Origin of the sequence: Lysinibacillus sp. FJAT-14222 (genome assembly GCF_001278875.1) — a bacterium.
Lineage (GTDB): Bacteria > Bacillota > Bacilli > Bacillales_A > Planococcaceae > Lysinibacillus > Lysinibacillus agricola.
The window spans coordinates 54,236-61,757 of the sequence record NZ_LIYL01000061.1 but is presented as its reverse complement, the minus strand read 5'-3'; the positions used below and the strand labels follow the sequence as shown (position 1 = coordinate 61,757).

Here is a 7,522-nt window from a genome sequence, read left to right as displayed (position 1 = left end):
CAATAATTATCGTTATCAATGGAATCTAAAAAGGATGGCTCCTGTACAATACAGAAACCATCTCTTAGCTGCTTAATTTCTTTTTTTAGTTTGTCCTTGACTTGGGTACCACATTAAAATTAGGTACTCCTCTATTTTTATCCCGTAAAAGCCTGATTATGTCGTCACTTTATTTTACAATATAAAGTATATGAAGGAGGTGTACGAATGGAGGAAAAATGTTGTCCGTTATGTGGACAAGAAAATCATTGTGGGCTAGTAAAAGGGCAAAAGGATTGCTGGTGTATGACAGAAAGCTTTCCTGAGAAAATTTTTGAAAAAGTACCCCAAGAGCAATGTATTTGTCAAAAGTGCTTAGATACATATAAAAAAGATTAATCGTTTTGGCCTTAAAAATACTTCAATTACTCTTACGAAACAATAGAGATCGGTTGGTACAATTGTCTACCGCACAACAACCTATCGGACATATATTACTCTGAAAGGAGTGTGTCTAATGACTAAACCAATTGAACTCAGTAATGTAACACAGGCTTATTTAGAGGAATACCAAAGGATCCTCGATAAAATGATTCAGGGCATGACCTATGTGACCATTACATGTAGTGTTTCAGAAAATTTTATTAAGCAAATAATACCGCATCAAGTAGCTGCAATTAAAATGTCAGAAAATGTTTTACGATACACAACTAATATACCCGTGCAAAATCTCGCATTAGAAATAATAGCAACAAGTACAGAAACCGTTGAATGTCTAGAAGCGATACAAAATAGATGCTGTATCGTGCAAAATTCGGAATATGAATTATACGAATATATGTGTGCATTTAAAGAAATTACCGAAGCAATGTTCAAAGCTATGAGTTTACCACCAGTTTCCAATAACATTAATATAAACTATCTTCGAGAGATGATTGTTCATCATCAGGGAGGAGTTCGACTAGCGCAAAACGTTTTAAGGTTCTGTATTTGCCAAGAATTAATACCGATCCTTCGAAATATGATTCAAACTATGTGCGATCGTATTTGTGAAATGGAAAAATTACTGGATGCTTTAAAGGATTGCGAAAATTGCTAATTTGTCCCATGCTTTGTTACAAAGGACATTTGCGAAATGAAAAAACGCTAGAATCGAGGTCGATTTTAGCGTTTTTTTTTGAATAAGATGTATATCAGTGAAGTGGAAAATTGTCGATCAAGAGTACTAAATGGGCTCTTAAACTAATGATGATCGTTGATTTTTCACGGAGAGTGGCGACTTTTGCGGGATGAACTTGCGCTGAAAGCCCCGCAGGAACGAGCTTCCTTTAATCAGGAAGCCTTTTTTCTTTCGCAAGTAAGCTTTAAACACTAGCCTTCTCAACAGAAGGAGCACACATAAATGTTACTGTTCGTTTATCACTATCATAGAGACACCACTCACGGTGATTGACAACTGAACCAACATTAATGCCGTACTGCTTTTCTTGTAATGCGATTGGTTGGCCAAAGCGAATACGAATAGGTAACTTTTTATTGCGATGATAAAGACCAGATTCATGACTATGTCCGAAGAAAAGAAGCGATTTTTTGAATGGCGGAAATGTAGGCTGCCATGTCACATTCCATTGAAATTGATGTCCATGCATAAGTGTTGCACCATCAATCTCCATTGTTTCAGGCAGCTCTGTAAAACGTTCGATGCCAGTTACATGTGTAATACGCTCCTCCTGATTACCACGAATAGAGGGGAATGTTAGTAAGTTTTCAAAATCATTTTCCACTATCGCAGCTTTTTGTAGCGGTAAACCCGACATTGTTTGTGCCTTTTTCTTACTTACAGTACATTCATATAAATCACCTAATCCCAATACCCTTGCCTCTTTCGCAGTTTGCTGAATATGGGCTAGAACTGCCTTAGTATCTTCTAAATTAGAATGTAAATCTCCTAAAAGTGCGTACAGCATTTTAACCAGACCTTTCCTAAAAATAATTGTACAAACATCATACACCTAACAGAAATTGATAGAAAAGTAAAATGTCTGGTTCATCACCAAAAGTTGTGGATGACATTTTTTAAATATATGCCCTGTATATTAGTTGATTGGAGTGGAGGCTGGGCGACTCCTTGAGGATCAGCGGCTCAACGGACACCCCCAGTCGGAACGGAAATCAACTACACGTTATGATGATGAACCAAATGTCTAAGTATATTTTGTTATGGATTTGTCATATTTTTGAATGTGTAGAAAAATTGCTAACTTTTTTATAGCTTGATAAAATATAATTGTAATTTTCTGAAATTTATAATTAGATTAATAGTTTGTCTACACGGTATCAAGGTTAGGAATAATTAAAAATTTGGGGGGCTTTTGATGACGATGTTAATGACAGAAATTGTTCAAAAATACGCTATACAACAACCAAAAGGAGTTGCAACGTTATACGATGGAAAAAAGATGAGCTATAGCGATTTTTATAAACGTGTAGAAAATTTTGCAGCGTACTTACAAGAGCAAGGTTTTGAAAAAGATGATGTGATTGCATTATACACGCTTAATTCAGATTTATTTTTAATTGCTTATATCGGTGTACAGTTAGCGGGCTATGTTGTCATGCCTATTAATACAAAATTAGCAGCTCCAGAGGTCGAATTTATTTTTAATCATTCAGAAGCTAAAGGACTTATTTATGATGAGAGATTAGAAGATGTACTTGCAAATATTTCATATCCGTTTCAACATATTGTAGGGTTTAAAGAAATGAAAGAGGTAATTGTGAACTATACAGGTCAAAGAAAAGCTGTCAAATTGGAACCTCATGATACAGCAGTTGTTATGTATACTTCTGGTACGACCGGTAAACCAAAAGGAGTTATGCTAACTCACCAAAATATCGTATCAACTGCGGATATATGGTCGTCATCTATGGATATGACCAATGAGGATAGAATGTTTATTTGTACGCCTTTATTTCATTGTGCAGGGCTTCATGTATTTGCGATGCCGATGTTTTATAAAGGTGGTACTGTTGTGATAGAAGAGGCTTTTTCTCCGACAAATACATTAGAACAGCTTGCCTCAACAGCTGCGACAATTTTCTTTGGTGTTCCGTCAATGTATACAATTATTTTAAATACACCTAACTTTAAGGAACATGCATTTAAAAATTTACGTTTATTATGTTACGGGGCAGCACCGATGCCTTATGAGCTTGTGAAGCAAGTGAAAGAGACATTCCCTAATGTGAAAGTACAAAACCTGTATGGACAAACTGAAAATTCTCCTGCGGCAACTTCCCTTTTAGATGCTGATGCATTGACAAAGATTGGCTCAGTGGGAAAACCATTAACACAGACAAACGTACGTGTTGTCGATAGCTATGGTGAATCTGTGCCAGCAGGTGGGGTAGGAGAAATTTGTGTTAGAGGACCACAGGTGATGAAAGGCTATTTACGCAATCCTGAAGAAACAGCGAGAGCAATTAAAGACGGCTGGCTTTATTCAGGAGATTTAGGGCGTTTTGATGAAGAAGGCTATCTCTATATTGTAGATCGTAAAAAGGATATGATCATTCGTGGTGGCGAAAATATTTATCCTATCGAGGTAGAAGAGGTTTTATATCAGTTACCAGAAATTTTAGAAGCAGCAGTTGTAGGTTTACCACATGAAGTATATGGTGAAGTTCCGAAAGCGTTTGTCGTCTTGAAGGAAGGAAAGTCCCTCGATGAAGAGGCAATATTGGCTTATTGTCGGACTCAGCTTGCGAAATATAAAGTGCCACATGAAATTGAATTTTTAGTAGAATTGCCACGTAATGCATCGGGTAAAGTTTTGAAACATACATTGCGTCCAAAAGTAAGCACGCGCTAAATTGAACGTGTAAAATGTTTGGTGAAACTCGAAAGTAGCAAAACTAGTAAAACCTTGAATGAGCGTTATTTAGAGCCAATGAATAGGGCTACGACCTCACATATAAAGGGTGAATTCATTAAAATAGGAACGTCTATGAAATTAGCGTATAATAGAGTCTACGACAAATTGAAATAATAGAATTGAAGTTTTGTCTTCAAACAAGATAGGAGCGGAATTTGTCTTGTGGACGGGGTATAAACGCCTTTTACTAATAGGTATTATGATAATCATGCTACTTTCGAGTTGCAATCAGTTTTCACAGCAAAGGCAAAAGAGTGAATTAACTGTGTTAACGGTAGAGTTTAATAGTGGTGCACCAATTCCTAACCTTTACATAACTGCCACAGATATAAAGTCAGGTGAAGTAGTGGAGGATGCGGTTGGTTCAGAAGAGGGCGAAGCAAAATTTTCGAAACTTATAGAGGGTCGGGAATATGCTATTGCTGCAACTACGCTTGAAAATAGTACGAAAAATGATGGCTATACGACAATCGAACATTTTACGTATGATGCGACGAAGCCATATTATCGATTGCAAACACATTTTTCAAGGGACGAGCAGGAGCTAGATGTACCAGTGGTTATGCAAAATCCTGAACTACCGCATGGCTGTGAAATTACATCGTTGACAGCTGTATTAAATTATTATGGTATGAATGTTACGAAGCTTGAAATGGCTGATAACTATTTACCAAAGCAAGATATACGTACGGTAGACGGACAACGTTTTGGTCCAAATCCAGCACAGGCTTTTGCAGGTAATCCTCGTGATAAAGCACACGGTATGTATGTCTTTGCAGCTCCGATTGTAAAGGCGGCAGAAGCAGTAATAGCCGATAAACAGGCAGATTTACGTGTCACAAATATGAGCAATGCCTCACAGGACGAAATTTTACAGCTTGTCCGAGAGGGAGTACCAGTTGTGACATGGGTGACATTGGATTTATCAGCATCAAAACCAAGTTCGGCTAGGGGCTGGATATATGAAGGTGAAACAGAGCCACGTGCCGCGTATATGAACTTGCATGCTGTTGTCTTAACTGGGCATTTAGGTGATAAAGTAGTTGTCATGGACCCATTAAAAGGCTTTGTTACTTATAATGTGGATCAATTCTTTAAAAGCTATCGAGAGTTAGGTAAACAAGCTGTAGCAGTTCATAAATGACTTCAACGAGAGTTATAAGGAGTACAAGGAAAGTATGTTACACTAAAAAAAAGGCTCATCACCAAAAATTGGGGATGACATTTGTTAAATAGTATGCCATGTATATAAGTTGATTGACGTGAAGGCTGGTTGACTCCTTGGAATCCCCAGGAAAGCGCTCAGTCGGAACAGAAATCAACCCCGCGTTATGGTGAGAGCCTAAAAAAGCTAAAGTGAGTTGAGTAGAATGGCCATTGAGCACGCTTTTTTACCGATTTTATTAGGAGATGAAATGAATGCTTACGGTATGGCAAGAGCATTTTACGAATCCTATGGCGTTAAACCACTTGCATTAAATCATATAAATATGGAAAAAATACAACAGAGTGATTTATTAACATTTCGTGAAGTACCAAGACTCCATATTGAAGAACGTTTTGTCGTTGCTTTAAAGGCAATTGCAGAGGAATTTGCAGATAAAAAGCTACTGTTATTAGCCTGCGATGAATTTTATGTAAAAAAAATTGTGCAACATAAAGAGGAGCTAGCTCAGTATTTTGTCGTTCCTTATGTGGATGCAAACCTTGCTAACGAGCTTTTAACGCGTGAGAGTATGTATGAACTTTGTGCGAAGTTCGGCTTTCACTATCCGGCAACGCATGTTTGCACCGTTAATGATTACGAGGAATTTGACATCCCTTTTGAATACCCAGTTGTCATTAAACCTTTGAATATGACAAAGTATGCTACATGTATTTTTCCAGGCAAGAAAAAAGTGTATATTGCAAAAGATAACGACGAAAAGGATGCTATTTTCCATGCTATTTATAAGGAATCGGCATACCGAGATGACTTAATGGTACAGCAATATATTCCTGGCGAAGATGCTCATATGTGTGTCGTAAATGCTTATGTTGGGCAAGATAGTAAGGTAAAGCTGCTATCTGTAGGTAACCCTATTTTAGAGGAGCATTCTCCAGAGGGGATTGGGCGCTATGTAGCCATAATGACAGCATACGATAAAGACTTAATGGACCGCGTGAAATTGATTTTAGAGGAAATACGATTCCAAGGCTTTGCCACGTTTGATATGAAGTATGATGAACGTGACGGTCAATATAAGCTATTAAGTATTGAATTACATAATGAGCTTTCAAATTATTATGTGACAGCAAGTGGCTATAATTTAATGCAATATGTTGCGGATGATTTTATCCGCGGAAGCAAGCAACAGCTAACTTATGTTCAGAACAAGCATCTTTGGACAATTGTGCCGAATGGTGTCCTCTTTAAATATGTACAAAATGAACAGCTTGTGATTGAAGCGAAAAGTCTTATTCGCCAAGGAATGGCTACGGATTCCATCTTTAATTATAAGGATATGAATGCGAAGCGTTGGTTGAATATAACGCTAGATAATTTAAGCTTTTATCGCCAATATAAGAAATATTTTAACAACAAAGGTCTGTCAAACTAATGAAAAAACAAACTTTAGGTATAATTGGTGGCGTTGGTCCACTTGCAACGATGTTTATCGGAGAAATGATTGTAAGACGTACGAAGGCAACGAAGGATCAGGAGCATCTACATACAATTATCGATAACGATACGAATATCCCTGATCGTACTGCTTTTATTTTAGATAATACAAAGGAAAATCCAGTTCCAGTGATAGTTACAGATGCAAAAAAACTTGCTTCTGTTGGGGCAGATGTGATTGCTATTCCATGTAATACGGCACATACCTTTTATGACGAGATCATTGAAGGCTCTCCCGTTCCCGTATTACATATGATTCGTGAAACTGCAAAGCGTGCCTATGATTTAGGGGCAGAGCGTGTCGGTATTTTAGCGACAACAGGCACATTAACTTCACGCATGTATCAAGATGCTTTAGAGGAATATGGCATTACACCAGTTGTCCCAGACGATATAATGAAAGAAAAAGTCATGTCTATTATTTACGATTATGTAAAGGCTGGAAAGGATGTCTCTCAGGAGGATTGGTTGCCGATAGAAGAGGCAATGCTTGCACTTAATTGTGATCGTATCGTGTTAGGATGTACAGAATTATCTATCGTCAATCGAGATTTAAAGTTAAGTGATAAATATATCGACTCGTTAATTGTTTTAGCAGAACGTGCTATTTTAGCATGTGGCTATGAAATAGTAGATTAACAATTGAATTAACCAAATAAAAATCTGCTCGCATTTTTGTGGGTAAGCCGTAAACCTTCAAAGCAGCTCAAATGTCTGTGAGGGCTTGAAGGCTTACAAATCCCGTGCATAAATCGAGCAGATTTTTTTATTGTTAGGATCACCAAAGACATAGTTTTCGTCTAGGCTAAAGCGCAACATCCCTAAGGTCGCTTTGATCCCTCGAGCCGGTTGTAAACGAGTACTTTAGCGCATTGTACTTAGGGTAGATTATTGAAACGATTATACAATGGTTTACGTACATATGAAGTAGGAAAATGATTAGTGT

General features: G+C 37.4%; 8 protein-coding genes. 7 read left to right on the top strand and 1 reads right to left on the bottom strand.

Going from position 1 to position 7,522, the window contains the following annotated elements:
• The 3 genes from AN161_RS31270 to AN161_RS25565 all read left to right on the top strand — a co-directional run.
• Window positions 1-76, top strand: a 76-nt coding sequence (locus AN161_RS31270) for an IS3 family transposase (RefSeq protein ID WP_347230952.1), incomplete at its 5' end; no start/stop codon positions are given.
• Window positions 77-207: 131 nt separating this feature from the next.
• Window positions 208-378, top strand: coding sequence for a cysteine-rich CWC family protein (locus tag AN161_RS27960; RefSeq protein ID WP_075807366.1), 171 nt, complete (start codon window positions 208-210; stop codon window positions 376-378).
• A 118-nt stretch (window positions 379-496) separates the two neighbouring features.
• Window positions 497-1,078: a DUF305 domain-containing protein gene (locus tag AN161_RS25565; protein WP_053597135.1), complete on the top strand. Its 582-nt coding sequence runs from the start codon at window positions 497-499 to the stop codon at window positions 1,076-1,078.
• A gap of 265 nt (window positions 1,079-1,343) precedes the next feature.
• On the opposite strand, the gene AN161_RS25560 is transcribed toward AN161_RS25565, so the two are convergent.
• Entirely contained in the window at window positions 1,344-1,946 is a 603-nt protein-coding gene (locus tag AN161_RS25560; RefSeq protein WP_053597134.1) for a metallophosphoesterase family protein, read from the bottom strand.
• 408 nt (window positions 1,947-2,354) lie between these two features.
• On the opposite strand from AN161_RS25560, the gene AN161_RS25555 reads away from it, so the two are divergent.
• The 4 genes from AN161_RS25555 to AN161_RS25540 all read left to right on the top strand — a co-directional run bounded on the left by AN161_RS25555 (window position 2,355) and on the right by AN161_RS25540 (window position 7,215).
• Window positions 2,355-3,851 (top strand): long-chain fatty acid--CoA ligase, encoded by a 1,497-nt coding sequence (locus AN161_RS25555; protein WP_053597133.1) that lies wholly within the window; start codon window positions 2,355-2,357, stop codon window positions 3,849-3,851.
• Window positions 3,852-4,179: 328 nt separating this feature from the next.
• The gene (locus AN161_RS25550) at window positions 4,180-5,058 is read left to right on the top strand and encodes a C39 family peptidase (RefSeq protein WP_241774652.1); all 879 of its coding nucleotides are present in this window, start codon (window positions 4,180-4,182) and stop codon (window positions 5,056-5,058) included.
• Between the two features lie 226 nt (window positions 5,059-5,284).
• Window positions 5,285-6,514, top strand: coding sequence for a hypothetical protein (locus AN161_RS25545; protein ID WP_053597131.1), 1,230 nt, complete (start codon window positions 5,285-5,287; stop codon window positions 6,512-6,514).
• Window positions 6,514-7,215, top strand: coding sequence for an amino acid racemase (locus AN161_RS25540; RefSeq protein WP_053597130.1), 702 nt, complete (start codon window positions 6,514-6,516; stop codon window positions 7,213-7,215). Before AN161_RS25545 ends, AN161_RS25540 begins: the two co-directional genes overlap by 1 nt.
• Window positions 7,216-7,522: the final 307 nt, after the last annotated feature.

Bases quoted from the DNA above. Each gene is read 5' to 3' on its own strand.
- AN161_RS27960 (WP_075807366.1), top strand. From the start codon at position 208: ATGGAGGAAAAATGTTGTCCGTTATGTGGACAAGAAAATCATTGTGGG.
- AN161_RS25565 (WP_053597135.1), top strand. From the start codon at position 497: ATGACTAAACCAATTGAACTCAGTAATGTAACACAGGCTTATTTAGAG.
- AN161_RS25560 (WP_053597134.1), bottom strand. From the start codon at position 1,946: ATGCTGTACGCACTTTTAGGAGATTTACATTCTAATTTAGAAGATACT.
- AN161_RS25555 (WP_053597133.1), top strand. From the start codon at position 2,355: ATGACGATGTTAATGACAGAAATTGTTCAAAAATACGCTATACAACAA.
- AN161_RS25545 (WP_053597131.1), top strand. From the start codon at position 5,285: ATGGCCATTGAGCACGCTTTTTTACCGATTTTATTAGGAGATGAAATG.
- AN161_RS25540 (WP_053597130.1), top strand. From the start codon at position 6,514: ATGAAAAAACAAACTTTAGGTATAATTGGTGGCGTTGGTCCACTTGCA.